This window comes from Kitasatospora albolonga, from assembly GCF_039535905.1.
GTDB classification, from domain to species: domain Bacteria; phylum Actinomycetota; class Actinomycetes; order Streptomycetales; family Streptomycetaceae; genus Kitasatospora; species Kitasatospora albolonga.
The window spans coordinates 19,494-46,388 of the sequence record NZ_BAAAYB010000121.1 but is presented as its reverse complement, the minus strand read 5'-3'; the positions used below and the strand labels follow the sequence as shown (position 1 = coordinate 46,388).

Sequence of the window (26,895 nt, the reverse complement as noted above, 5' to 3'; positions counted from 1 at the left end):
ACGGACTGCAAGCAGGTCTCTTCCAGGGTCCTCAGTCTGGCAGCCCAGTCCATGATCTTCCTGACTGACCCGCGCGCGCGCCCTTCGTATTGTCGGTACTTATCCCTGTGCACTGACACCGAGCAGCGCTCTCACCAACCGTGGTAAGATGACACGCGCACGTCCAGCGCGTCGGCCGGTATGCGCGCGTGGCCAGGATCCCGGTGCATTATTCTGCTAACCGTGATGTCCTGAAGCGATCCGAGCCGCTACACCTGAGTTTAGGCCCAGATGTAGGTGCAAAGCACCAGCTAGACAGACGTGACTCCTCTAGCACGAGCCAGGTAGCACACGTACGGCCGCCAGCCGTGCATGTCGCGCGTGCACACGGCCCTCGAACGCAAGTACGTTCGACTGGCCCGGGCGATGTTCGAGACCTGCATGGCTCCGTCCTGGTCGAGCTCCAGCGATATGCGTACCAGACGGCATCCGCAGAACGTACCTCCTGCTCCAGCCCCTGGCTACGCCGCATACGATTTCCTTCATGAGTACTCCGCGTTGCGGAAGCACCTCGATGCGGGCCGCACGAGTCAGTCGTCCATGCGACTGCTCCAGGAAGCAATGTAGCGCCTCCGGGCATCAGCTCCCCGGCCAGCACGGATCGCTACGCTTCGGCAAGTTGATACGCTGGGCCTCGCGGCGCCCTGGCGCCTGCTGGTAGGAACCAGTAGCGCCGCCCTGAGCTGCGGGGCTAAGATCGGAGCGGGACACTAGGTGAACCAGATCACGTCTCGAGGACTCTGGTCGCGGTTAGCCGGACAGCAGGAACGCGGGCGGTGCAGGTCGTCGGTGAGGTGGAGGCAGGTGGCTACGGTTACCCAGGTAAATCGGCCAAGGTTCGGGTCTCTCGAACAACCGAGCCTTGCACGGTGAGTTACGGACAGCCCGTATTGCAGCCTTAGGTCTGCGGAACATACTGCCTAGAATGAAATCAGTGAGGCTTCTGAACAAGCAGTTGCGAGAGGCCCTTGCCGAGCGGTCAGAAGGAAGCCGACGTCGAGCTCGATGGTGACGGTCCTCCTGCTCAGATCGAAGCAGACTTCGGCGATAAGCTTAGTTCTGCACCAGCCAAGAGCTAGAACTCTCCATCGCAGAGCGCGTCGCTTCGAACGACGGCGCCGGCCGCCTCCCTACCGCATCGTCCCGGCAGCTATCGATCTGGCGCGTGCAGAGCTCGCGCCGGTAATCCTAGATTAGCCCCGTGAGTAGAAATGTTATGTTGAAGGCCGCGCTGCCCCACCAGCGCGTCCAGACTGCCAGAAGGACTCTAGGCTGTGCAGCCACCAATGTAGTCCGGAGAGCCAATTCTCGGGCTCCTAGCGCCTCCGGTTGTGCGAGGTCATGGTCAGGCTGAGCTCAGCCCTGGTCGGAGCTGAAGGACTGTTATCCAGCAACGGACAGTAGTCTGTCATACTTTGGCGATGACGAGTCCTGACACGTTGTCACTCTGTCAGCAGGCTATCTGCATCTCGACGATGTCTCGCTATCTCGCTAACCCGGACCGACGAGCATTCTATAGGCACCATGCCTAGGTCCGTCGCGCGGCCGGCGAAGTTGAGCGATGGCTGTCCTCGTCGAGGCGCTGCGGACCGTGACGCTTGACATACTATCCGCGCCCCGCTCTACGTACCGCCGTGTGAGGTCCGCGTAACGAAGCGTATCGCAGGTGAGCCGCGGGCTGGATTGAAGTTGAGTGCCCTGCGTGTGAATGCCGCTCCCGGTCCGCAGTTAAGTGAGTCGCACAGGTGGCGCGCCACTCCGGACAGGCCTGTAGATGCGGCGGTCCATGAGGACGTACAAGGGTGTCGAGGTGTTGTCGACCTGAGCGACAGTCGTGGCCGCATCAGACAGAGGTGGCAGCGCGCCCCCGGGGGCAGGCTCCGGAACCCAGAATCGGCGTGCGGTGGCCGCCACAAGTGTATGCGGTTACGGGCACCGTAGCGGGTTTTTAAAAGGACTATCCGCAGAACACGGCTAATCACGTCCGGGCACGTGGCAACGTCCGCTCAGCGGCCGCAGGACATAGCCCCCATTCCATTATGTGTCTGCCATGCCACTGAGGTAGAGCAAGGCCCCAGTAGCGCGCTCAGGCTCTGCGACACATGGCAGGTCTGGCCCCGATGGCGATAAGGCTCTTCCAGCACGGGAGCTCCGCATATCAGACTTTTCATCTGTAAGTTATGATGTGCGCATGAAACAAGACTTTAGTGGATGCATATCCGTCCGGCCATAACGGCGATTCTAGACCTTCGGCTACAGGTGGCTACTCGGCCGATCTCCAGCAGCAACTGTACTATCGCTCGGCGACATGGCAGGACTCTTGATGACCGCCGTCTGTTCCACCAGCACGTGGCCGCAGATGTACAGAGTTGTGTCGATGCACCGAGGAAGTCTCGAAAAGCCGGATCGCGTGTGGTTAGACCTAGGCGGCCCGGCTAGCTGGGATAACTTTCAGAGGTGCGGAGTGGCCGAAACAGTCGCGCCATGGCATCCAGGCCGTGCTAGTAACACCGACGCCCATCGGGAGACGGGCCGGCTGGAAGCCGAGGTGTATGTATTCACGTACGAGGGCCCCTCAGCGCGGACTCCCTTAGTATGGACGTCAAACCGCCGGGGTGCGGTGCTTGGGTGGCTAGCCGGACTGCCCCTCGAGCCGATAGAGCACACCGCGGCACTCTGGCCTGCGAGCTTCGCCGCGAAAGCCATGTGTGCGCTCAGCATAGCTCGTGTCAAGTTGACGGTGCATCCACACCACGCCGGCAGGAGAACAGTGCGGCTTTCTCGTGCGATCCAGGCCTAGGCGCTCGCGAACGTCTGGTGCTACGGACAGGCGCGTCCAAGAAGGTGACTGTAGGCTGGACACGTCTTGAGGATCGCCCAGACTAGTGCGTCTGTACGAAACGTCTTTGTTTTTCTCGTTCGCTGGCATCCGCGGCAGCAGATCCCCGACCAGCCGGCCGGGCGCGCGCCCAGCGGGATCAGGTGGTGGGCCAACTGGTTGGCCCTGGCGTCGAGTTCGGCCGTAGCTCAGGCGGACCTCGCCCGCCTCGACCGCGACCGCCTGCGGGGCGGTGCGGGCCCGCTCGGCGATCAGCTCGTGCACCGGAACGGTGGCCGGGGCGGTGACCAGGGCCGGGGCCAGGGCGGCCCGCTCCTCCTCCTCGGTGAGCAGCGGCAGCCGGCTGACCGGCAGCGCCGGGTCGGCCAGCCCGGCGTCCAGCAGGCGCAGCAGCTGGGCCAGCAGCCGGCGGACGGTGGTGGCGTCCAGCACCTCGGTGGCGAAGTCGGCGTTCAGCTTCAGCCCCTGGGCGGACTCGCCCACGGCCAGCGTGAGGTCGAACTTCACCGCGTCGGTGCCGACCGGCAGCGGAGCCGTCTCCAGCCCGCCGAACTCCTGCCCGCTGCCGCCCCCTTCGCCGGCCTGCTGGGCCAGCAGCATCAGCTGGAACAGCGGGTGACGGGAGAGCGAGCGGGCCGGGTTGAGCTCCTCCACCAGGCGCTCGAAGGGGACGTCCTGGTGGGCGAAGGCGGTCAGGTCCGCCTCCTTGACCCGGTCCACCAGCTCGGCGAAGCCCGGGTCCCCGGAGGCGTCGGTGCGCAGCACCAGGGTGTTGACGAAGAAGCCGACCAGCTCGTCCAGGGCCTCGTCGCCGCGCCCGGCGGTGGCGGTGCCGATCGGGACGTCCGTCCCGGCGCCGAGCCGGGTCATCAGGGTGACCAGGGCGGCCTGCACCACCATGAAGACGGTGGCGCCGCGCTCCCGGGCGAAGGCGGTCAGCCGGGCGTGCAGCTCCGGGGAGCCGACGGCGGAGACCGCCGTGCCCTTGTGCGCCGGGACGGCCGGGCGGGGCCGGTCCAGCGGGAGCGCCACCTCGTCCGGCAGGCCGGCCAGGGTCTCGCGCCAGTGGGCGAGTTGGGCCGAGATCAGGCTCTCGGGGTCGTCCTCCTCGCCGAGCAGCTCCTGCTGCCAGAGCGTGTAGTCGGCGTACTGGACCGGCAGCGGCTCCCAGGCCGGGGCCGCCCCGCCCCGCCGGGCGGTGTAGGCGGCGGCCAGGTCGCGGACCAGCGGGCCGAGCGACCAGCCGTCGGTGGCGATGTGGTGCATCACCAGCAGCAGCACGTGCTCCCGCTCGGCGAGCCGGTAGAGGAAGGGGCGGATCGGCAGGTCGGCGGTGAGGTCGAAGGAGAGGTTGCAGGCCCGGTCCAGTTCGGCGGCCAGCTCCTGCTCGGTGGTGGTGCCCTCCGTCCAGACCGGGCGGGCGAGTTCGGCGTCCAGCACCCGCTGGTACGGACGGCCGTCCTGCTCGCCGTAGGTGGTGCGCAGGGCCTCGTGCCGGGTGAGCACGTCGGCCAGGGCCAGCTGCAGCGCCTCGGTGTCCAACTCGCCCCGCAGGCGCAGCGCGTGGGGCAGGTTGTAGGCGGAGCTGGTGCCGGTGATCTGCTCGTAGAACCAGAGTCTGGCCTGGGCGTAGGAGAGCGGGATCACGAGGTGACCTCCTTGGACCGGGCCCGCAGGGCCGGACGGGCGCGGACGGCGGTGGTCAGGCGGCCGGTGAGGTCGGCCACCGTCGGCGCCTCGAAGACGGCCTTGATGGTGAGTTCGGCGCCGAGCACCGAGCGGACCCGGCTGATCAGGCGGGTGACCAGCAGGGAGTGGCCGCCGAGCTCGAAGAAGTTGTCGTCGATGCCGACCGTCTCCAGGCAGAGGATCTCGGCGAACAGGCCGCAGAGCTTCTCCTCCTTCTCGTCCCGCGGGCCCCGGCCGGCCGGACGCTGCGTCAGGTCGGGGGCCGGGAGGGCGCGCCGGTCGAGCTTGCCGGTGGGCGTCATCGGCAGCGCGTCCAGCTGGACGAAGGCGGAGGGCACCATGTACTCCGGCAGCCGCTCCGCCACGTGGGCCCGCAGGGCGGCGGTGTCCACCGGGCGGTCGGCGGTCAGGTAGGCCACCAGGCGCCTGTCGCCCGGGCGGTCCTCCCGGACCACCACCGCCGTCTGGCCGATCTCGCCGTAGGAGGCGACGGCGGCGCGCACCTCGCCGGGCTCGACCCGGAAGCCGCGGATCTTGACCTGGTCGTCGGCCCGGCCGAGGAACTCCAGCGAGCCGTCCGGGAGCCAGCGGACCAGGTCGCCGGTGCGGTACATCCGGCTGCCGGGAGGGCCGTAGGGGTTGGCGACGAAGCGTTCGGCGGTCAGGCCGGGCTGGCCGGTGTAGCCGTTCGCCAGGCCGAGGCCGGCCATGTGCAGCTCGCCGACCACACCGGGGGCGACCAGGTCGAGGTGCCGGTCCAGCACCCAGAGCTGCTTGCCGTTGAGCGCGCGGCCGACCGGGATCGAGGGGCGCCCGGCGTCCGCCGGGGTGATGTGGTGGGCGACGGTGAAGATCATCGACTCGGCGGGCGAGTAGCCGTTCACCAGCCGGATCTGCGGGAAGTCCTCGACAAGGCGCATCACGTGCGGGATGGAGGCGGCCTCGCCGCCGGTCATCACCTGGCGCAGCTTCGCGAAGGTGGCCGGGTACTCGTCCAGCAGGAAGTTCAGCAGGCTGGCCGAGACGTGCAGGGTGGTCACCGCGTGCTCGGCGGCCAGCGCGGCGATCACCGTGGGCTCCGGGCGCTGGCCCGGCTGGAGCACGCAGGTGCCGCCGGAGAGCAGCGGGGAGAACAGCTCCAGGGCGAAGGCGTCCCAGGAGACCGGCGAGCACTGGAGCCAGACCTGATCGGGGCTCAGCTCCGCGAAGTCCTGGCCGAGCAGGGTGCCGACGATCGCCCGGTGCGGGGAGACCACGCCCTTGGGCGTGCCGGTGGAGCCCGAGGTGAACATCACGCAGGCGGCGTCCAGCGGGCCGGCCAGCTCGGGCGGGGCGGTCGCGGGGTGCCCGGCGGCGCCCTCCACCAGAAGCTGCGGGGCATCGATCCGGCCCGCGTGGGCTGTGTCGGTCACCACCCAATCGGCCGTCCTGGCCAGGGCGTTGAGCCGCTCGACCGGGAACTCCGGGTCCAGCACGGTGTAGGTGCCGCCGGCCTTGAGGACGGCCAGCACCGCCACCACCAGCTCGGGGGTCCGCTCCAGGTGCAGGCCGGCGACCTCGCCGCGCTTCAGGCCGCCGGCGATCAGGTGGTGGGCGAGGCGGTTGGAGCGCTCCTCCAACTCCCGGTAGCTGACGGTGGTTCCGCCGAAGACCAGGGCGGTGGCCTCCGGGCGGGCGGCGGCCTGCCCGGCGAAGACGCCGTGCACGGTGCGCTCCGGGTCCACCGTGGACGGCTGCCCGCTGAGCTCCTCGGTCAGCAGCAGGCGCTCCGCCGGGGAGAGCACGTCCACCAGGCCGACCGGCAGCTCCGGCGCGGCCAGCGCGCCCTCCAGCAGGCGGACCAGACGGGCCGCCAACTCCTCGACGGTGGCGCGGTCGTAGAGGTCGGAGGCGTAGTCGATGTTGATCTTCAGCCCGGCCGGGGCACCGGCCTCGCGGCGCTCGGTGACGGCCACGGTGAGGTCGAACTTCACCGTGTCCACCCCGGCCGGGACGATCGAGGCCTCCAGGCCCGGGATGCTCAGCTCGGCCGAGCTGTTGTTCTGCACCACCAGCATGATCTGGAACAGCGGGTGCCGGGAGAGGGTGCGGACGGGGTTGAGCTCCTCCACCAGGCGCTCGAAGGGGACGTCCTGGTGGGCGTAGGCGTCCAGGTCCGACTCCCGGACCCGCTCGACCAGCTGACGGAAGCTCGGGTCGCCGGAGAGGTCGGTGCGCAGCAGCAGGGTGTTGACGAAGAAGCCGACCAGGTCGTCCGCCGCCTCGTCCACCCGGCCGGCCACCGGGGTGCCGAGCGGGATGTCGGTGCCGCCGCCGAGTCGGGAGAGCAGCGCGGCCAGCCCGGCCTGGAGCACCATGAAGAGGGTGGCCTGGTGCTCCCGGGCGAAGCTCAGCAGCCGCCCGTGCAGCTCGGCGTCGGTGCTCACCCAGACCGCGTCGCCCAGGTTGCTCGGGGTGGCCGGGCGGGGCCGGTCGGTCGGGACGTTCAGCTCCTCCGGCAGCTCGGCCAGCGCGCCGCGCCAGTAGGCGAGTTGACGGGAGACCAGGCTGGAGGGGTCGTCGTCCGCGCCGAGCAGCGCCTGCTGCCAGAGGGTGTAGTCGGCGTACTGCACCGGCAGCGGGGCCCAGTCGGGGGCCTCGCCCGCGGTGGAGCGGGCCGCGTAGGCGGCGCCCAGGTCGCGGATCAGCGGGCCCATCGACCAGCCGTCGCTGGCGATGTGGTGCATCACCAGCAGCAGCACGTGCTCCTGCGGGCCGAGGTCGAACAGGTGCACCCGCAGCGGCACCTGGGTGGCCAGGTCGAAGCCGCGGTTGGCGGCCCGGGCGACCGCCCCGGCCAGCCCCTGCTCCGTCACCGGTGCCTCGTCCCAGGGGATCTCGGCCTGGTCGGGGGCCAGCACCCGCTGGTACGGGCGGCCGGCGAACTCCTCGAAGACGGTGCGCAGCACCTCGTGCCGGGCCACCACGTCGTCCACCGCGGCGCGCAGCGCGCGGGTGTCCAGGGCGCCGCGCAGCCGGACCGTCACCGGCACGTTGTAGGCCGAGCCCTGCTCCTCCAACTGGCCGAGGAACCACAGTCGTTGCTGGGCGAAGGAGAGCGGCAGGCGCTCCGGCCGGGCCACCGCGCGCAGCGCCGGGCGGGCGTGCTGGGCGCGGTCCACCCGCTTGCCGAGCCGGGCCACGGTGGGGGCCTGGAAGAGGTCGCGGATGCCGATCTCCACGCCGAGCACCGAGCGCAGCCGGCTGACCAGGCGGGTGACCAGCAGCGAGTGGCCGCCGAGGTCGAAGAAGTCGTCGTCGATGCCGACCGACTCCAGGCCGAGGATCTCCGCGAACAGGCCGCAGAGCAGCTCCTCCTGGGCGTTGCGCGGCTCGCGGCCCAGCTCGCCGCGGTTGTGGTCCGGGGCGGGCAGGGCCCGGCGGTCCAGCTTGCCGGTCGGGGTGATCGGCAGGGCCTCCAGGAAGACCACGGCCGAGGGCACCATGTACTCGGGCAGCAGCGCGGCCACGTGGGTGCGCAGCGCGGCGGCGTCCACCGCGGCGGCGTCGGGCGAGCCGTCGGTCACCACGTAGGCCACCAGGCGCTTGTCGCCCGGGCGGTCCTCGCGGACCACCACGGCGGCCTGGCCGACCCCGGGGAAGGCGGCCAGGGTGGCCCGGACCTCGCCGGGTTCGACCCGGAAGCCGCGGATCTTGACCTGGTCGTCGGCGCGGCCGAGGAACTCCAGCACGCCGTCGCCGCGCCAGCGCACCAGGTCGCCGGTGCGGTACATCCGGGCCCCCGGCTCGCCGAACGGGCAGGCCACGAAGCGCTCGGCGGTCAGCCCGGCCTGGCCAGCGTAGCCGTGGGCCAGGCCGACGCCGGACATGTAGAGCTCGCCGGTGACGCCGGGGGCGACCAGGCCGAGGCCGTCGTCCAGCACGTAGAGCCGCTTGTTCCCGAGCGGGCGGCCGACCGGGATGGAGGGGCGGGAGCCGTCGGCGGCGGTGATCTCGTGCGAGACGGTGAAGATCATCGACTCGGCGGGGGAGTAGCCGTTCACCAGCTTGATCTGCGGGAAGCCGTGCACCAGCTTCATCACGTGCGGGATGGAGGCGGCCTCGCCGCCGGTCATCACCTGCTGGAGGTGGGTGAAGGTGTCCGGGTACTCGTCCAGCAGGAAGTTCAGCAGGCTGGCCGACACGTGCAGGGTGGTCACCTGGTGGCGTGTCACCAGCTCGGCGATGACGGCGGGTTCGGGCCGCTGGCCGGGCTGGAGGACGCAGGTGCCGCCGGAGAGCAGCGGGCCGAACAGCTCCAGCGCGAAGGCGTCCCAGGAGACCGGGGCGCACTGCAGCCAGACCTGGGCCCGGTCGAAGTCCACGAAGCCCTGGCCGACCAGGGTGCCGACGATCGCCCGGTGCGGGGAGACCACGCCCTTGGGCACGCCGGTGGAGCCGGAGGTGAACATCACGCAGGCCGCGTCGCCCGGGCCGGCCGGGACGCCGGGCGCGGTGGCCGGGTGGCGGGCGATCGACCCGGCGTCCCGGTCGAGGTGGAGCTCCCGCGGGCCGTCGGTCAGCCTGCCCCCCAGCTCCGAGACGGTGAGCAGCAGGGCGGCCTCGGTGTGGCCGAGCACGGCGGCGATCCGGTCGGCCGGGAAGTCCGGGTCGAGCATGGTGTAGGTGCCGCCGGCCTTGAGCACCGCCAGCACGGCGGTGACCAGCTCGGTGGAGCGCTCCAGGTAGACGCCGACCACGTCGCCCCGGCGCAGGCCGCTCGCCACCAGGTGACGGGCCAGCCGGTTCGCCCGCTCGTCCAACTCCCGGTAGCCGACGGTCTCCTCGCCGAAGACCAGCGCGGTGTCCAGCGGCCGGCGGGCGGCCTGCTGCTCGAACAGCTGGTGCACGCAGGCCTCGGCCGGGTACTCGGTGGTGGTGTCGTTCCAGTCCACCAGCAGGGCGCGGCGCTCCTCGCCGGAGAGGATCTCCAGCCGGCCCACCGGCACGTCCGGCTCGGAGAGCTGACCCTCCAGCAGCCGGACCAGGCGGTCCAGGATGACCTCGACCGAGGCCCGGTCGAACAGGTCGGTGGCGTACTCGGCCATCGCCCGGATCCCGGCCGGCTCGCGGTCCGTGCCGAAGGTCTCGGTGAAGCCCAGGGTGAGGTCGAACTTGGCGGTGTCGGTGGTCACGGGCGCCATCTCGGCGTCCAGGCCGGGCAGCCGCAGCTTGGCCTCGGCGTTGTTCTGCACCACCAGCATCACCTGGAACAGCGGGTGCCGGGAGAGGGTGCGGACGGGGTTGAGCTCCTCCACCAGGCGCTCGAAGGGGACGTCCTGGTGGGCGTAGGCGTCGAGGTCGGTCTCCTTGACCCGGGCCACCAGCTGACGGAAGGTCGGGTCCCCGGAGAGGTCGGTGCGCAGCACCAGGGTGTTGACGAAGAACCCGACCAGGTCCTCCAGCGCGTCGTCGGTGCGCCCGGCGGTGGGCGTGCCCAGCGGGATGTCGGTGCCGGCGCCCAGCCTGGTCAGCAGCCCGGCCAGGGCGGCCTGCATCACCATGAAGAGGGTGGCGTTGTTCTCCCGGGCGAAGGCCAGCAGGCGGCGGTGCAGGTCCTGGTCCAGGTGCGCGGTGGTCACCTGGCCCTGGTTGGAGGGCAGCGCCGGGCGCGAGCGGTCGGCCGGCAGTGCGATCTCCTCCGGCAGGTCGGCCAGCGCCTCGCGCCAGTAGGCGAGTTGCTGGGAGAGCAGGCTCTCCGGGTCGTCGGCCGAGCCGAGCAGGTCCTGCTGCCAGAGGGTGTAGTCCACGTACTGCACCGGCAGCGGCTCCCACTGCGGGGCGGCGCCGTCGCAGCGGGCGGCGTAGGCGGTGGCCAGGTCGCGCATCACCGGGCCGAGCGACCAGCCGTCGCTGGCGATGTGGTGCATCACCAGCAGCAGCACGTGCTCCTCGGGGCCGACCGCGAAGATGTGCGCCCGGATGGGGAGTTCGACCATCAGGTCGAAGGCGTGCCGGGAGGCGAAGTCCAGCTCCAGCGGCAGCTCCTCGGCGTCGGTGTCCAGCACCGTCACCATCGGCCGGGCCACGCCCGGGGCGACCACCCGCTGGTAGGGCTCGCCGTCCACCTCCAGGAAGACGGTGCGCAGCGCCTCGTGCCGGCCGACCACGTCGGAGACGGCGGTGTGCAGGGCGTCCACGTCCAGCACGCCGCGCAGCCGGATGGTGTGCGCCACGTTGTACGTGCTGTTCGGCCCCTCCAGCTTGTTGAGGAACCAGAGGCGGCGCTGCGCGTACGACAGCGGGATCTCCTCGGGACGCTCTTCCATGACGTAGGACCCCTTCCGCGCCCCTCGGGCGCCACGGATTCGCTCGGCGAGGCGCAGCACGGTGGGCGCCTCGAACAGGTCTCGGACGGTCAGCTCGACGCCTGCGGCGGAGCGGATGCGGGCGATCAGCTTGGCGGCCAGCAGGGAGTGGCCGCCCAGTTCGAAGAAGTCGTCGTCGATCCCGGCCCGGTCCTGGCCGAGCAGCTCGGCGTAGAGGTCGCAGAGCACGGCCTCCTGCCGGGTGCGCGGCGGGCGGGACTCCTGACGGGGCGTGAGGTCGGGGACGGGCAGGGCGCGGCGGTCGAGCTTGCCGGTGGGGGTGAGCGGCAGCGCGTCCAGCCGGACGAAGGCGGCGGGCACCAGGTGCTCGGGCAGCAGCCTGGCCACGTGGGCCCGCAGCTCGGTGGTGTCCACCGGCCGGTCGGCCGTCAGGTAGGCCACCAGGCGCTTCTGGCCGGGCCGGTCCTCGCGGACGGTGACGGCCGTCTGGACGACGCCCGGGAAGCCGGCCAGCGCGGCCCGGACCTCGCCGGGCTCGACCCGGAAGCCGCGGATCTTGACCTGGTCGTCGGCCCGGCCGAGGAACTCCAGGGCGCCGTCGGGCAGCCAGCGGACCAGGTCGCCGGTGCGGTACATCCGCTCGCCGGGTGCGCCGTGAGGGTTGGCGACGAAGCGTTCGGCGGTCGGGCCGGGCCGGCCGGTGTAGCCGTGGGCCAGGCCGAGGCCGGACATGTAGAGCTCGCCGGGCGTGCCGGGGGGGCAGCAGCGCCAGGTGGTCGTCCAGGACCCAGAGCTGCTTGCCGTTGAGCGCGCGGCCGACCGGGATCGAGGGGCGCCCGGCGTCCGCCGCGGTGATGTGGTGGGCGACGGTGAAGATCATCGACTCGGCGGGGGAGTAGCCGTTGACCAGGGTCAGCCCGGGGTGGTCCCGGACCAGTCGCATCACGTGCGGGACGGAGGCGGCCTCGCCGCCGGTCATCACCTGGCGGAGGTGGGTGAAGGTGCCCGGGTACTCGTCCAGCAGGAAGTTCAGCAGGCTCGCGGAGGCGTGCAGGGTGGTGACCCGGTGGCGGGCCACCAGCTCGGCGATCAGGGCGGGTTCGGGCCGCTGGCCGGGCTGGAGGACGCAGGTGCCGCCGGAGAGCAGCGGGCCGAACAGTTCCAGGGCGAAGGCGTCCCAGGAGACGGGGGAGCACTGGAGCCAGGTCTGCGCGGGGTCCAGGGAGGCGAAGTCCTGCCCGAGCAGGGTGCCGACGATCGCCCGGTGCGGGGAGAGCACGCCCTTGGGGGCGCCGGTGGAGCCGGAGGTGAACATCAGGCAGGCGGCGTCCAGCGGGCGGGCCGGTTCGGGCAGGGCGGTGGCGGGGTGCTCCGTGGTGGGGTGCTGCGGGGCGCCCTCGACCAGCAGCTGCGGGGCGTCGATCCGGTCGGCCAGCGCGGCCCGGGTGAGGATCCGGTCGGTGCTCGCGGCCAGGGTGTTGAGCCGCTCCACCGGGAACTCCGGGTCCAGCACGGTGTAGGCGGCGCCGGCCTTCAGCACGGCCAGGACGGCGGTCACCAGCTCGGGGGAGCGCTCCAGGTGGATGCCCAGGACCTCGCCGGGCCGCACACCGCTCGCCCGCAGGTGGTGCGCCAGGCGGTTGGAGAGCTCGTCCAACTCCCGGTAGCTGACGGTGTGTTCGCCGAAGACCAGGGCGGTGGCGGTGGGGCGGGCGGCGGCCTGTTCGGCGAAGACTCCGTGCACGGTGTGCTCGGGGTCGACGGTGGACGGGCCGCCGCTCCACCGCCCGGCGAGAATGCCGCGCTCCTCGGCGGAGAGCAGGTCCAGCTGCCCGACCGGGAGTTCGGGGCCGGTCAGGGCGGCCTCGACCAACCGCAGCAGCCGCTCGCCGAAGGTCTCGACGGTGGCGCGGTCCAGCAGGTCGGTGGCGTACTTGAGCAGCACGCCGATGCCCTCGGCGTCCTCGGCCAGCTCCACGATCAGGTCGAACTTGGCCACGTCCAGGTCGATGACCTCGGCCTCGGCGGCCAGGCCGGCGAAGTCGGGCCGGGCGTCCGGGCTGTTCTGCAGCACCAGCATGACCTGGAAGAGCGGGTGGCGGGCGAGCGAGCGGGCCGGGTTGAGCTCCTCCACCAGGCGCTCGAAGGGCAGGTCCTGGTGGGCGTAGGCGTCCAGGTCGGCGTCCCGGACCCGGGCGACCAGCTCGCGGAAGCCGGGGTCGCCGGAGAGGTCGGTGCGCAGCACCAGGGTGTTGACGAAGAACCCGACCAGGTCCTCCAGCGCACTGTCGGTCCGGCCGGCCACCGGGGTGCCCAGCGGGACGTCGGTGGCACCGGTGAGCCGGGAGAGCAGGGCGGCCAGGGCGGCCTGCACCACCATGAACAGGGTGGCGTCGTTGCTCCGGGCGAACTCCTGGATCCGGTCGCGCAGCGCGCCGTCGATCCGGGTGGTCAGCACCTGGCCGTGGAAGGACGGGGAGGCCGGGCGGGGCCGGTCGGCCGGGAGGGTCAGCTCCTCCGGGAGGTCGGCCAGGGCCCGCCGCCAGTGGGCGAGTTGGGTGGCCAGCAGGCTCTCCGGGTCCTCGGCCCCGCCCAGCAGCTCCTGCTGCCAGAGGGTGTAGTCGGTGTACTGCACCGGCAGTGGCTCCCACTGCGGGGCGGCGCCGTCGCAGCGGGCCCGGTAGGCGGTGGCCAGGTCCCGCAGCAGCGGGGCCAGCGACCAGCCGTCGGCGGCGATGTGGTGCAGGGTCAGCAGGAGGGTGTGCCGTTCGCGGTTCTCCTCGGCGGGTGCCTCGAACAGGTCGGCGCGGAGCGGGAGTTCGGTGGCGAGGTCGAAGCCGTGCGCGGCGGCGGCGCGGACGGCCCCGACCAGCTCGCCCTCGGCGGGGCGGGAGACGGACCAGGGGATCTCGGGCCGCTCCAGCACCTGCTGGTACGGGATGCCGTCCCGCTCGGTGAAGACCGTGCGCAGGGCCTCGTGCCGCTCGGCCAGGTCGGCGACCGCGGCCCGCAGGGCCGCCCGGTCGAGCGGGCCGGTGAGGCGGACGGTCAGGGGGACGTTGTAGGTGGGGCTGGGGCCCTCGACCTGGTTGAGGAACCAGAGGCGGGCCTGTGCGAAGGACAGCGGAGTCATCGGGCCTCCCGGTGCCAGGGCATTCGACCTCTCGTGGGCCCGCCCCAATGGATGGTGGTCAGGAGGCCTGGGCGACCAGGCTGGCGGGGCGCAGATCGGTCCAGTGCTCCTCGATGTAGCCGAGGGCCTCGGCCCGGGTGGCCCCGGACTTGACGGTCTCCCAGCCGGCCGGGACCTCGATGGCGGCGGGCCAGAGCGAGTGCTGGTTCTCGTGGTTCACCAGCACCAGGAAGGTGCCGTCCTCGTTCTCGAAGGGGTTGCTCATCGGGTCCTCCTGGGGAGTCGTTGTGGGGCTTACGCTATGAGCTCGGTGGTGCCCAACTGGGCAGTCCCGCACGGCAGTTGAGCGGCAGTTAGGGCAGCAGCGCGGGGGTGCGGCGGACCGCGCAGGCCTCGGCCACCCGCAGCGCGACCGGCAGTAGCCGGGCCAGCGTGGGCGGGCCGAAGACCGAGACGCCGAGCGGGAGTTCGCGGAACTGCCCGACCGGCAGCGAGACGTTCGGGTACCCGGCCAGCGCGGCCGGGGTGGAGCTGCCGGGGGTGCCCGGATCGCCGAGCTCGTAGTCCAGCACCGGGGCCGGCTCGTTGGTGGGTGCCAGCAGCGCCTGGACGCCGTAGCGGCGCATGGTGCGGTCCAGCAGCCTGCGCGCCGCGTCCCGGGAGCGCTGCCGGGCGGGCACGGCCCGCTCCCGCTCGCCGGGCCCGATCAGCTGGGCCTGCTCGAAGAGGTCCTGGCCGAAGAGCGAGAGCTCGACCGGATCGCTCCGGTTGCCCTCGATCAGCTCGGCCAGCGTGCGCGGGCCGCCGGGCCGCCCGGCCAGGTACTGCTCCAGCGCCGGGCGGAACTCGGCGTACATCGCCAACAGCCCGTCCTCGACGGTCTGCTGGTCCAGCGCCAGCTCCACTGGCACCACCGCGATCCCGGCGGAGCGCAGCGCCTGGGTGGCCGAGTCCAGCACGGCGTCCACCACCCCCGGCATCCGCGGCACCCGCCAGACGCCGACCCGGAGCATCCCCGGATCGGGCTCGGGGGCGGTCTGCCCGCCGAGCACCGACAGGGCCAGCGCGGCGTCGGAGAGCCGGGAGGCCAGCACGCCGACGCTGTCCAGTTCGGGAGTGATCGGCACCACCCCGTCCAGCGGCAGCAGACCGGTCTCCGGCTTCACCCCGACCACCCCGCACAGCCCCGCCGGGCCGACGATCGAGCCGTCGGTCTCGGTGCCCAGCGCCAGCGGGGCCATCCCGGTGGCCACCGCCACCGCCGAGCCGGCCGAGGAGCCGCCCGGGCTGCGGTCCAGCCGGTACGGGTTGCGGGTCTGCCCGCCGACCCCGGACCAGCCCTCGGTGGCCTGCGTGGAGCGGAAGTTGGACCACTCGGAGAGGTTGGTCTTGCCGAGCACCACCGCCCCCGCCGCGCGCAGCCCGGCCACCACCCGGGCGTCCCGGGCCGGCGGGTGGCCGGCCAGCAGGCGCGAGCCCGCCGAGCCGGCCAGACCGGCGGTGTCGATGTTGTCCTTCACCAGCACCGGGATGCCGTCCAGCGGCCCGCGTTCGGCTCCGGCCGCGTACCGGCGGTCGGCCCGGGCGGCCTGCTCCAGCGCCGACTCGTCCACCGCCAGCACCGCGTTCACCAGCGGGTCCACCAGGTCGATCCGCTCCAGGCAGCGCCGGGTGAGCGAGACGCTGGTCAGCCGCCCGTCGCGCAACTGGGCCTGCAGCTCCGGGAGTCCGGGGAAGCCGGCGGCTCCGTGGTCCAGGCCGGTCGGGCCCAGGTGCGAGGTGTCAGTCAAGGCGCACCCCGCGCAGTCCGGGGGAGGCCAGGGTGACCAGCGCGGCGGCCACCGCGAAGACCGCGAAGACGCCCATCGCGGCGGTGAAGCCCAGCAGGCTCACCATCGCGCCCACCGCCAGGTTGGCCAGCGGGGCGGCGGCGAAGATGACCAGCGAGAGCACCGACATCACCCGGCCGCGCATCGGCGCCTCGGTCCAGCGCTGCAGCATCGAGACCAGCACCAGGCCGGACTGGCCGGTCACCATGCCGAGCACCGCGTAGCAGGCCATCGCCAGCGGCAGCGAGTCGGTGAAGGCGATCGCGGTCAGCGCCAGCGCCGCCGCCCAGACGGTGGAGACCAGCACCCGGCCGCCGTGCTTCCCGGGCGGCCAGGCCATGGTGACCAGCGAACTGGCCACCGCGCCCACGGTGTAGGCGGTGAGCAGCAGACCGGCGCCGGTGGCCCCGGTGCCCAGCCGCTCGGAGAGCAGCACCAGGCCGAGGTTGACCGGCGGGGCGCAGGCCAGCTCGGTCAGGCCGATCACCAGCAGCACCAGCATGATCCGGCGCTGGCCGCCGACGTAGCGCAGCCCGTCCATCAGCATCTGCTTGAACGGCGGCTTGGGCGGGGCGGGTTCGGCGCTCGGCTGCGGATGTGGCTGCGGCTGCGGCTGCGCCGGGGCCCGGGTGTACTTCACCCGGCCGGAGGCGAAGGCGGAGAGCAGGAAGCTGGCCGCGTTGGCCAGCGCCACCAGCGGGACGCCGCCGGCCGCCACCAGCCAGGCGCCGACCGGGCCGCCGGCGGCCTGCCCGCCCCGGATGCCGAAGACGAACAGCGCGTTGCCCCGGACCAGGTCCTTGTCCTCCAGGATCAGCGGCTTGACCGCACCGGAGGCCGGGATGAAGAAGGCGCTGATCAGCGCGAGCAGCAGGGCCGCGCCGAGCAGGACCGGCACCGAGGGGCTGCTCACCGCGATCAGGCCGGCCGCGGCCAGCATCACCGCGCCGCGCAGCAGGTCGGTGACCACCATCACCCGGCGCGGGCCGCTGCGGTCGGCGATCACGCCGCCGCCGAGCAGGCCGATCAGCCGGGGCAGGCTGGCCGCGGTGAGCACCGCGCCGGCGGTGGCCGGGCTGAAGTCCCGCACCAGGGTCCAGGTGAGCGCCACGTACCAGGCGGAGTCGCCGAGTTGGGACAGGCTCATGGCCCCGGTGAAGGAGAGGTAGTTCAGGCCGAGCGGGCCGTGGCGGCGCGAGGGCGCGGCGGTCTCCTCCTCGGTCCTGGGGAGCGTGTCAGCCATGGTGCAGCACCTCCGGAACGCGCAGGGCGGGGGACGGCGAGGGCAGGCCGGCGGGCTGCGGCCAGACGTCCTCGGGGGAGAGGGCGGAGGGCGTGTACTTGCCCACCGCGCTGATCAGCAGCCGCAGTTCGAGCGCCAGGGCCTCCACCAGCCTGGTCAGGCCGGCCTCCGGGTCCTCGTCGGTGGCCACCAGGGCGGCCCGGCCGAGCCCGGCGGCGGTGGCGCCGAGCGCCAGGCTCTTCACCACCCGGCTGCCCTCCCACATCCGGCCGGAGACCAGCAGGCAGTCCGGCCGGGCGCCGATCCGGGCCAGGCACTCGCCGAGCGGCAGCCCGGCGTGCGCGATCGAGGCCACCGGAGCCCAGCCGGTGCCGCCCTCGGCACCGTCCACGGTCACCGAGTCGGCGCCGGCGGCCCAGGCGGTGGCGGCGGCGTGCGCCACGTCCCGGCCGGGGTGGAGCTTCACCCAGACCCTCGCCCGGGGGTAGTTGTTGCGCATCAGCCGGATCTGCTGACGGAGGATCTCCTCGGTGAAGGTGCCCGGGCTGCTGCACCGCAGCACCCGGTCGGCCTCCGGGCCGAAGACCTCGTCCAGGGCGAACTGCTCGTCCACCGCGGCGGCCGCCGCCCGGTCCAGCACCGTCATCCCGCCCAGGCCCGGCTTGGCGCCCTGACCCACCTTCAGCTCGAAGGCCAGCCGGCCGCTCTCCAGCAGCGGCTGGGTGCTCGGGTCGCTGTAGACCAGGTTCCACACCTCCGCGTCGGCGTCCTCGGTGGACTGCTGGACCGCCACCCCGCCCAGCCCGTACGGGAGTTCCTCCAGGTAGGCGGCGATCCGGGCCAGCGCGGTGCGCCTGGTCTGCTCCCCGGTGCGGCCGTAGCCGCTCATCGGCACGATGTTCTCGCCGATCACCATCGGGATGCCGAGGCGCCCGGCCTGCCGGCTCGCGGCCAGCACCTGGTCGGTGCCGGCCGCCTTGGTGGAGCCGAAGGCGGAGAGGTAGAGCGGGAGGGCGGAGCGCAGGCCGCCGATCACGGTGGCGAGCTCCACGTCGGTGTGCAGCGGCTCCCGGCCGAGCTCGATCAGCTTCTCCAGCCGCTGCGGCATGAAGACCGGCGGGGTGATCCGCAGCTGCTCCAACGGGTCGGTGGAGACGCTCTGTTCGGCTCCGAAGAGGGTGTGGCCGTAGTGCGCCTCGCCGGGGAAGGCGGCGGCCGCGCCGAGCCGGGCCCGCTCGCGGATCGCCTGCTCCGGCAGGCCCCGGGTGTGCAGACCGGGGGTCTGCGGGCCGGTCACGGGGACACCACCCCGGGCAGCTTCGGGAAGGCGTTGGCCTGCCAGGCGGAGTCCAGGCCGGTCACGTAGCGGGTGAAGCGCTCCACCCCGATGCCGAAGCCGGCCGAGGCGGGGATGCCCTCGCGGACCAGCTGGAGGTACCAGCCGTACTTGGCCGGGTTCTCCCCGGTCTCCCGCATCCGGGTGACGATCCTGGCGTAGTCGAACTCCCGCTCGCTGCCGCTGCACAGCTCGCCGTAGCCCTCCGGGGCCAGCAGGTCGAAGTTGCGCAGCACGCCCGCGGTCTCGGCGCTCTCCCGGTCGTAGAAGCCGCGCGAGCCCTTGGGGTAGTCGGTGACGAAGAAGGGCTTCTCGGCGCGCTCGGAGATCAGCGCCTCGCCGGTCCAGTCGATCTCGGCGTCCGGGCTCTGCGGGTGGCCGCCCTCGCGCAGCTCCGCGACCGCCTCGGCGTGCGTCATCCGGCCGAAGGCCTCGCCGAGCAGCCCGGCGAAGGCGCCCACGTCCCGGCCCAGCTCCTCGAACTCGCCCGGGAGCCGGGTGACGGCGCGGGAGACCATGTGCCGCACCAGGCCCTCGACCACGGCGGTGATCTCGTCCCGGGAGGCGCCGGCCATCTCCACGTCGATCTGGTGGAACTCGGCCAGGTGGCGGTTGGTGTTGCAGGTCTCCAGCGGCTCCAGGCGGACGTTGGGCGCGATGCAGAAGATCTTCGGGAAGGCCAGCAGCGAGGCCTGCTTGTAGAGGATGGCACTGGTCATCAGCTTGTACTGGTGGCCGTAGTAGTCCACGTCCACCTGCTTGGCGCCGCGCGCGCCCGGGTCGGTGACCGGGCCGATCACCGGCGGCAGCATCTCGTGGAAGCCGAGGCCGGTGAGGTACTCGCGGGCACCCGCCAGCAGCTCCTGCTGGATCCGCAGCACGGTGCGGGTGGTGGCCGAGTTCAGGTGGGCGCGCGGGTCGGCCGGGGGCAGCAGCTGCTCCCAGGTGCGCGCGGTGGGCTCGACGGTGCTGGTCATCGGACGGACTCCTTGGTCTGGGAGGGGAGTTGACGGGTGGTGGCGGGATCGAGAGCGAGCCGGTCGAAGCGCTGCTGGACGTAGGAGAGGGAGCTGATCAGCCCCGAGGAGGTCATCCGGGCGGTGGAGCGGGTGCTGCCGCGCACCGGCATCGCGCCGGTGTCGGACCAGTGCAGCCGTCCGGCCGAGTCCAGGTAGCTGCGGGAGCGCCCGGCGTTGTCCGGGTGCAGGCAGTACGGGACGTCCAGCACCCCGCGGGCGAAGGCCCGGGTCAGCGCGCGGCCGAGGTCGGGGTCGAGGTCGAGCACGGCGTGCACCAGGTCGAGCGCCTCGGCGTGGATGCCGGTGTCGCCCACCTCGGGCGGCGTCCCCGCGCTCTCGGAGGCGCGGGCGGCGGCCTCCAGCGCCAGGACGTTCTCCTCGACGGTGGGGATCCGGTGCGCCTCGGCGGTGGTCTTGACGATCAGCCGGGCGGCGCCGGTGTGCACCGCGAGCCGGGCGGCCTCCTCCAGCAGCAGGGTCGCGCCGCCGGGGGTGCGCGGGTAGACGCCCATGTAGGCGTAGACCACCAGGTGCCAGTCGGTGTCCCCGAGCAGCTCGGCGGCGATCCGGCCGAGCGCGGTGACGGCCTCCAGGTCCTGCCCGGGGTGGGTCTGCTGGGCGTAGCTGAGCGAGACGGAGCGCAGGCCGTGGGCGCGGAAGAACAGCGCCTCCAGCACGCTGATCGCCACCAGCAGGCTCGGCGGGGCGAGTTGGCCCATCATGCAGCCGCCGAAGGTCTCCAGGTGCGGCTCCATCCCCTGGTCGCGCAGCCGGGCCAGCACGGCCACGCTCGCCTCCCAGTTGGCCACCGACCGCTCGACCGGGGTCCGGCTGTAGGGCAGGCAGTAGGAGATCGGGCCGCCCTCACTGGCCGTCAGACCGGCCGCCACCGCCGCCTCGAAGATCTCCCGCGGGGCGGCCGAACCGTGCCGGACCTGTACCGGGAAGGAGGGGCCGGCGATGCCCTCGGTGACGCCGAGGGTGGTCGCGGTGGAGTAGGCGACGATCGGGTAGCCGTTCAGCGGCACGCCCTCGGCCAGTGCCCGGCGGGCGGCCCGGTGGTCGCCGACCCGGGTGTAGCTGTCCAGGGTGAGGGTGCCGACGGTGGTGGCGTCGGCCTGACGGGTCGCCAGCAGTCCGGCCCGCATCCGGGCCGGGTCGCTCATGCCCATCCGGGGCTGCACCACCAGGCGGCCGGAGTTGCGGGCGGCGCGGACGTAGCCGCCGAAGGAGCCGGCCGGCGGGGCTGCGGTTCCGGGGTCCGGGGCGGTGCCGTCGGGGCGTCGTGCGGGGGCGCTCACCGGGCACCGGCCAGCGGGACGGCGCGCCTGGCGGGGATGGCCCGCACGTAGTCGTGGAAGCGGGCGATCCCGGTGCCGTCCTGGAACACCGCGTCGAACCCGGCCTCGGTCAACTCGGCCACCTGGCCGTCCTGTTCGGCTCCGGCGATGCCGAGCTTGCCGCCGATCACCACCCGGGTGGAGCGCAGCTCGGGTCGGGCCCGGAGCTGCCGGATCACCCGGCGGCCGTCGTTCAGGCCGTGCCCGTTGACGGTGGAGACCACCACCAGGTCGGGGCGGCGGGCCAGGCACTCGTCGATCAGCAGCTGGTCCGGCACGCAGGCACCGAGGTTGGTGACCCGGTGGCCCGACTCCTCCAGCAGGAGCTGGAGGTAGATGAGGTTCCAGGTGTGGGCGTCGGAGGCCACGCTGGTGACCAGCACGTCCAGGCCGGTGCGGTCGGCCCGGGCGGTGCGGGGGCGCGGCTGGGCAGGGCGGTGCTTCAACTCCATGGTCGTCTCACAGGGTGGTCGAGGGCACGCCGGACCACGGGGGTCGGTACGGCGGAGGGGCCCGGTGGGCTGCGGCGCTGCGGTGATCGGCGCCGACAGCCGAACGCTAGGTGGCGGCGCGGCGCTCGTCCGGCAGTTCGCACCGGCAGGCGGGCGGCGGTTCGGTGGCGCGCGCGGGTAGGTAGGTGGTCACCCCGGGGGCGCGAGGAACTGCGCGAGGCGGAAGAAGCGGAGCCGATCGCCGGGTGCGGGGAATGAGCTGCAACTGGGAGTCCGTACCCGGCAGTCGGGTCGTCGTCTCCCGCTTCGCGCAGTTCCTCGCGCCCCTGGCGGTTCACCCCGTGGCGGCGAGGACTCGCAGGGGGCGTGCGGCCGGGGCCGGGGTGGTCGCCTCGAGGAGGGCGTGGCGGACCAGGTAGGGGACGGTGAAGCGTTCGCCGGAGTCCAGGTCATCGGCGGTGGCGCCGGGCGTGGCCCGCACCAGCCCGCGCACCAGCAGGGCGTGCACGGCGGTGGCCAGTTCGGCGGCCGGGGTGCGGGTCCGCGCGAGCAGCTGCTCGAAGGAGCGCCCGGGGCCTCGGCCGGGACCGGCCAGGTGACGGAGCAACTCGCGTTCGGCATAGGCCAGTTCGCCGATGCTCTGGTGCAGCGCGGCGCGCAGCACCGGCCCGGCGGCGGGGGAGTCGGCGGGCTCCAGCGGGCTCTGCCTGGCCCACAGCAGCAGGCGGCGCGGCGGCTGGATCAGGCACCACTCGGCGGCGTGCTCGATGGCGGCCGGCAGCCCGTCGAGGCGGCGGCAGAGCTCGGCCACGGTGGCGGCCTCCGCCGGATCCAGCCGGTGGCCGGGGCGGACGTGCTGGAGTCGGGCGAGGAAGAGCCGGACGGCGTCCTGGCGCAGCAGGTCGGCCGGGTCGGCGCCGGGCGCGGGGCGCGGGGCGGGCAGCGGGGCCAGCGGCAGCACCCGTTCGCCGGGCAGCCGCAGCGGTGCCGCGGCGGTGGTCAGGACGCGCAACCCCGGGTGGCGGGCGAGGAGTTCGGCGATCGGCGGACCGTCCTGGAGGCAGTCGACCAGCAGGAGGGCGTCCGGGGCGGCGAGGGCGCCGTTCACGGTCCAGCCGCTGCGGTGCAGGCGGTCCGCGGCGGCGCTGGCCAGCCGGGTCTTGCCCACCCCGGGCAGGCCGGTGACGGTGACCAGCCGGCGTCCGCCCTCGCGGAGCAGGCCGAGCAGGGCGGCGAGTTCGGCCTCGCGGCCGATCAGCGCGGGGTCGGGCGGGGCCTCGCGGCCCTCGGTGTTCTCGGTGGCGGCCCGCTCGAACGCGGCACGTCTGGCGCCCTCCAGGCGGAGGGTGGCGACCAGCAGCCGGACGGTCTCCCGGCGGGGCCGGTGCACCCGGCCGGACTCGAGATCGCGGACGGCGCGGACGCTGAGCGCGGAGAGGTCGGCCAGTTCCTGCTGGGTGAGTCCGGCGTGCCGGCGGAATTCCCTGAGGAGGCCGGAGAATCGGACAGAATTCAACGCTTCGTCCACGGTCTGATTTCCCCACGTCTCTCTGTCCGTATTGGATGTCTGTCGCGTTCCGGCGGCATATCCGGACTTCTTGTCATGTCCGCGCTTCGCCGATTCGGGCCGGTCGCCCGCTCGCGCCCGGGTGCTCCGTCGCCGTGCGGCCGGGGTGGCCGTCCGCGGGGTGCGGGCCCGGGGATGCGGTCAGCCCCAGCCCAGGTCAGAACCGGTGGACGGGCTCGGGGAGGGGACCACGGTCACGTTGGTGGTCTGCGAGCCGGTGTCGGCGACGGTGTCGGCGGAGGCCGGGGAGGCGGCGAGGGTGGCGAGGAGGGCCGTGGCGGTGGTGGCGAAGAATACAGCAGCGGTGGTGAAGAGCTTGCGGTCCATGGTGGTTTCCCCTCGACTTCCCGATGTTCGCCGGGTGTTTCCCGGCAACGACGAGTCTGCCGGGGCCCCGAAGGCCGGGTAAGGGCCCTCCAGGGGCCGTGAGTACGCCATGACGCAGATACGAGGGGGTCATACCGGACAAGCCCGGACATGACGGACCGTCATGTGGTTGCTCCGTGAAGGAACTGCGGCCGGATCAGGTGCCCTTGTCGTCCATTCGGCGATAACATGACATACGACTCCCCTTCGTATGTACATTCGACCATGGCGGGATGTGTGGCCGTGCGCTCCGTCGGACCTGGCACAACCTTTGTGATGGCAGAACTGGGCCCGGAAGAGCTGGAGTTGTTCCAGTACGTGGCCGAGCGGCAGCAGGTGGACGGAGACGAGTTACGTCAGGATCCGGACCGCGCCCGGACGGTGGACCGGCTGCTGGAGCTCCGACTCCTCAAGCGCTCGGCGACCCGGCCCGGGATGCTGCTGGCCGGCCTGCCGGAGGCCGCCGCCGCCGAGCTACTGGCCCCGGCGGAGCGGGAGATCGAGCAGCGCAGACGGGAGATCGAGACCACTCGGCAGCGCCTCGCCGCCTTCCAATTCGCCTACGAGCAGGCCAAGTTCACCTCAGGGTCGGTCGGCGGCGGGGTCCAGCGGCTGACCGACCTGGACGAGGTCCGGGCCGTCATCACCGAGCTGGCGGACGGGGCCACCGAGGAGATCCTGACCTCGCAGCCGGGCGGCGCCCGCAAGGACGACGTGCTCAAGGAGTCGCTGGCCCGCACCGAGCGGGTGCTCGCCCGCGGCGTGCGGATGCGCACGCTCTACCAGCACACCGCCCAGTTCTCCACGGTGACGGTGGAGTACGTGGACCACGTCTCCCGCCTCGGCGCCGAGATCCGCACCCTGGGCGACGGCTTCATGCGGATGCTGGCCTTCGACCAGACCGCCGCCGTGATCGCCATGCGCGACAGCGACGCCGGCTGCATGCTGCTGCGTGACCCGAGCCTGGTGGACTTCGCCATCGGTGCCTTCGAGCGGGCCTGGACCTCGGCCACCCCGTTCCCCGAGAACTACAGCCAGGAGCGGGTGCTGGCCATCTCCGAGGACATGAAGCTCTCCATCGTCCGGCTGCTGGTGCAGGGGCTGGAGGACCGGGCGATCGCCCGCCGGATGGGCATGTCGCTGCGCACCTGCCAGCGCCACGTGTCCGACATCATGGACAAGCTCGGCGCCCGCAGCCGGCTCCACGCGGGCTTCCTGATCCACGAGTTGGGCCTCGACCTCGGCCCGGGCGGGCCGCCCGGCGAGCGTACGGAGATCTGAACGACGGTGCCCCGCAGGCCGGTTCGGCCTGCGGGGCACCGTGTTCAGGGGGTGCTCAGTACCGCGTGGTGACGCTGACGCCGTCGAAGCCCTGCTGGGCGTAGAGGCTGAAGAACACCCAGCCGGAGGGCGGGTCGCTGATGGTGAGCGTCTCGCCGTTGCCGGTGTTCACGGACTTGGCCAGGTAGGACGAGGTGGTCGCCCAGCTGGAGCCGTTGTAGTAGAGGTCGCCGTTGCCGGTGCCGCCGCTGCTGGTGACGGTGAGCTGCCGCACGCCGGCCGGCAGGTAGACGAACATGTAGCTGTAGTTGCCGGTGGTGGCCGCGACGCCGTCCCGGCGGCAGTCCTTGTCGTACTGCCGGGTGTCGGCCTGGGTGCAGAGCGGGGCCGGGGGCTGCTGGAGGCTGCCGCACTGGCCGGCGCCGCAGGCGGTCAGCCAGGCGGCGAAGTCGGCGTCGTAGCGGGTGCCGATGGTCGAGGTCAGCAGGGTGCGGGCGCCCGCCCAGTCGCCGGCCCGGTACTTGGCCAGCAGCGTGGCCATGTCCTGCGGGTGCGACTGGAGCATGTAACGGACCGCCAGGTAGCCCCAGTTGTAGACCCGGGTGGAGTCGGCGTTGTCGTAGGTGGTGTCGAAGAGGGTGCTCAGCTTGTAGGTGCCCTTGGCCGCCTGCGCGATGGCGTCGTCGTAGCGGACGTTCCGGTAGGTGTAGGAGACGTACTCGGCGACGCCCTCGACCCACCAGACGGTCGGGGTGGACATCCCGGCCTCGAAGTCGCCGGCCATGTCGAAGCGGCCGTCCAGGTAGTGGGTGTACTCGTGGTTCAGGTTCCAGATCTGGAAGGCCGGGCGCTCCCAGGTGGCCTCGTGGGCGATGAAGCGGGCCTGGTTGCCGGCCTTGGACGGGTCGCCCTCCAGGTACATCCCGCCGTTGTCGACCTCGATGTCGTAGATCGACCAGGCGTAGAGGCTGTAGTCGTAGTAGGAGTCGAAGACCACCACCTCCAGGCGCTGGTTCTGGTCGCCCGCGACCGGGCCGCCGTCCTTCACCAGGGAGTGGAAGAAGGCGTCCTGGTTGGCCAGGCTGGTGCAGGTGCCGGCCAGTTCGGCGGCGCTCATGTCCTGGGCGCGGATGCGCAGCGTGGGGCCGCAGGTGTGGTCCACGGTGAGCACCAGCGGGATCAGCCGGGTGGGCAGGTCGCAGATGCCGTAGAGGGCGCAGTTGCCCTTGTCCTTGTTCTCCGCGAACCAGGCCAGGTTCATGGTGAGCGGGCCGGTGGCGCCGACCAGCGGGTAGCGGGCGATCAGGTCCTTGACCAGCGGGCGGGCCTGGGGGCGCAGTTCGGGGAAGGAGACCAGCGAGCCGAGCTGGATGCCGATCGAGGTGGCCAGGTCGCCGCCGGTGAGGCCGGCCGCGTTGCGGGTGACCAGGTCGGCCATCGCGGTGGCGAAGGACGGGTCGGCCTGCAGGGCCGCGATGAACTCGGGCAGCTCGGTGCCGCGCTCGATGACGGTGCGGGTGTTGTCCACCGCGCTCCACATGGCGCCGCCGGTGGACGGGTTGAAGCCGTTGAGCAGCCACTTGACCACGCCGGTGTAGCGGGCGTTCTCCTGGGCGCTGTCGATCAGGGTGACGGCCTCGGCCAGGGTCTCGCCGTTGGCCTGGCTGACGTCCTTGGAGCGCGGGGCGCCGAAGAAGGCGTCCAGGGCGCCGCGGGTGGCGCCCTTCAGCGGGGTGCCGTAGGCGCCGACCTCGTTCGGGAAGCGCCACTGCACGTAGTAGCCGACCCGCAGGAAGAGCACCAGCTGGCCGATGGCCGAGCTGTTGGTGCCGTCGTAGGTGGCCGAGGCGGTGCGCAGCGCGTCGGCGACGGTGGCCATCTGGTCCTCGCGGAAGACCTTGGCGGCGCCGGCGGCGTCCAGGCTGAAGAGCGAGTTCATGCAGGCCACGTCGACCGACCTGACCTGCTGGACCAGGGCGGCGCCGGTCCTGGCGAAGTCGGCGGGGGTGCAGCTCGCGGCGGCGAGCGCGCTCGGCGCGGAGCGCAGCGCCTTGCCCTGCTTCTGCTCGTGGGGGGTGCCGGCCCTGGGGGAGTCCTGAGCGTCCGTCAGGGTCTCACCCGGGACGGGCCGGTGGTCGTCCGGCACCTGGGGGGACTTGGGCAGCGGGAAGCTGCGGGGGGCCGGGTGGCCCTGGGGCTGCGGGGCGGGGGTGGCGGCGCGGCTCTGCGGGGCGAACAGGCCCAGGGTGAGCAGGAACGCGAACGCCAGGGTGAGCAGACGGCCCAGCTGGGCCGTCGGTATCCGGGAGGGTCGCACGGTGGGGGCCTCCGGGCCGAGTAGTGGCCGTGCGGTGGGGGGCGCGGCCGACTCAATGTGTGACATGTAAAATGGCACACCTCGGACCGGGTACGGAAGGCCCGTCAGATCTCGGATGGGTATCGGAGGGGAAGGTT

The 26,895-nt window shown here is 72.4% G+C and carries 12 protein-coding genes and 2 pseudogenes; 1 reads left to right on the top strand and 13 read right to left on the bottom strand.

All coding sequences use genetic code 11. The annotated features are described in order from the left end of the window. Positions 1-2,671: 2,671 nt before the first annotated feature. The 12 genes and pseudogenes from ABD946_RS30005 to ABD946_RS29950 all read right to left on the bottom strand — a co-directional run bounded on the left by ABD946_RS30005 (position 2,672) and on the right by ABD946_RS29950 (position 23,121). A complete protein-coding gene (locus tag ABD946_RS30005; RefSeq protein ID WP_345288698.1) occupies positions 2,672-4,525 on the bottom strand; it encodes a condensation domain-containing protein in 1,854 nt (617 codons plus the stop codon). Then, positions 4,522-11,607: pseudogene (locus ABD946_RS30000) on the bottom strand (amino acid adenylation domain-containing protein); the annotation flags it as partial. The pseudogene ABD946_RS30000 and the gene ABD946_RS30005, both read right to left, overlap by 4 nt. Before the next feature lie 79 nt (positions 11,608-11,686). Beyond that, positions 11,687-14,008, bottom strand: a pseudogene (locus tag ABD946_RS29995) (condensation domain-containing protein); the annotation flags it as partial. A 58-nt stretch (positions 14,009-14,066) separates the two neighbouring features. Next, positions 14,067-14,273, bottom strand: a complete 207-nt coding sequence (locus ABD946_RS29990; RefSeq protein WP_345288695.1) for an MbtH family protein — start codon at positions 14,271-14,273, stop codon at positions 14,067-14,069. Positions 14,274-14,361: 88 nt separating this feature from the next. After that, a complete protein-coding gene (locus ABD946_RS29985) occupies positions 14,362-15,798 on the bottom strand; it encodes an amidase family protein (protein ID WP_345288694.1) in 1,437 nt (478 codons plus the stop codon). Then, positions 15,791-17,080, bottom strand: coding sequence for an MFS transporter (locus ABD946_RS29980; protein WP_345288693.1), 1,290 nt, complete (start codon positions 17,078-17,080; stop codon positions 15,791-15,793). The genes ABD946_RS29985 and ABD946_RS29980 overlap by 8 nt, the downstream gene beginning before the upstream one ends. Continuing rightward, positions 17,073-18,377, bottom strand: a complete 1,305-nt coding sequence (locus ABD946_RS29975) for a glutamate synthase-related protein (RefSeq protein WP_345288692.1) — start codon at positions 18,375-18,377, stop codon at positions 17,073-17,075. Before ABD946_RS29975 ends, ABD946_RS29980 begins: the two co-directional genes overlap by 8 nt. After that, positions 18,374-19,393, bottom strand: a complete 1,020-nt coding sequence (locus tag ABD946_RS29970; protein ID WP_345288691.1) for an asparagine synthetase A — start codon at positions 19,391-19,393, stop codon at positions 18,374-18,376. Before ABD946_RS29970 ends, ABD946_RS29975 begins: the two co-directional genes overlap by 4 nt. Further along, the gene (locus ABD946_RS29965; protein WP_380150386.1) at positions 19,390-20,625 is read right to left on the bottom strand and encodes a methylaspartate mutase; all 1,236 of its coding nucleotides are present in this window, start codon (positions 20,623-20,625) and stop codon (positions 19,390-19,392) included. Before ABD946_RS29965 ends, ABD946_RS29970 begins: the two co-directional genes overlap by 4 nt. A gap of 107 nt (positions 20,626-20,732) precedes the next feature. Next, positions 20,733-21,227, bottom strand: a complete 495-nt coding sequence (locus ABD946_RS29960) for a cobalamin B12-binding domain-containing protein (RefSeq protein ID WP_345288690.1) — start codon at positions 21,225-21,227, stop codon at positions 20,733-20,735. Between the two features lie 334 nt (positions 21,228-21,561). Continuing rightward, positions 21,562-22,743 (bottom strand): AAA family ATPase, encoded by a 1,182-nt coding sequence (locus tag ABD946_RS29955; protein ID WP_345288689.1) that lies wholly within the window; start codon positions 22,741-22,743, stop codon positions 21,562-21,564. Between the two features lie 192 nt (positions 22,744-22,935). Continuing rightward, positions 22,936-23,121: a hypothetical protein gene (locus ABD946_RS29950; RefSeq protein ID WP_345288688.1), complete on the bottom strand. Its 186-nt coding sequence runs from the start codon at positions 23,119-23,121 to the stop codon at positions 22,936-22,938. 315 nt (positions 23,122-23,436) lie between these two features. Here ABD946_RS29950 and ABD946_RS29945 point away from each other — a divergent pair, with 315 nt between their 5' ends. Then, complete coding sequence (locus ABD946_RS29945; protein WP_345288687.1) at positions 23,437-24,441, top strand: helix-turn-helix transcriptional regulator; 1,005 nt, start codon at positions 23,437-23,439, stop codon at positions 24,439-24,441. A 55-nt stretch (positions 24,442-24,496) separates the two neighbouring features. Here ABD946_RS29945 and ABD946_RS29940 read toward each other — a convergent pair whose 3' ends face one another. Further along, positions 24,497-26,824, bottom strand: a complete 2,328-nt coding sequence (locus ABD946_RS29940) for a M9 family metallopeptidase (RefSeq protein ID WP_345288686.1) — start codon at positions 26,822-26,824, stop codon at positions 24,497-24,499. Between the last annotated feature and the right edge of the window lie 71 nt (positions 26,825-26,895).